At 49.7% G+C, this 334-nt stretch carries 1 protein-coding gene; it reads right to left on the reverse strand.

The window, feature by feature from the left end; all coding sequences use genetic code 11:
* Nucleotides 1–334, reverse strand: a 334-nt coding sequence (locus tag J3482_RS20375) for a transposase family protein (protein WP_499706840.1), incomplete at both ends; no start/stop codon positions are given.

Below are 334 nucleotides of genomic sequence, written 5' to 3' on the forward strand. Positions count from 1 at the left end.
AAACTTGATGTCCGATTGCCACAACTGATTGCGGTGACGGCGCTGAAACCTACGCGCTGCCACACCGGTTTCAGCATACATTCGCATGTGTCCGGCACTATATCCTCGACGAGCAAGTTTCTCTTGAAGAGTTGTTCTCCGAATTTCCCCAGGTGCCACTTTTCCTTCCCATTCGAGAATACGAATGATCTGCGAGACGCTTCGAGAAGGAACCTCTCTGCGCAACAAAATGGCCTCTTCCAGAATCTCATCCGGGATCACCTGAGCTCGACGGCTAGATTTTGACCTCGGTTTGAGTCCCTCAAAACCTTGTTCACGAAATGTAGCTAAATAG

The organism is Alicyclobacillus suci, assembly GCF_017329615.1.
GTDB classification, from domain to species: domain Bacteria; phylum Bacillota; class Bacilli; order Alicyclobacillales; family Alicyclobacillaceae; genus Alicyclobacillus; species Alicyclobacillus suci.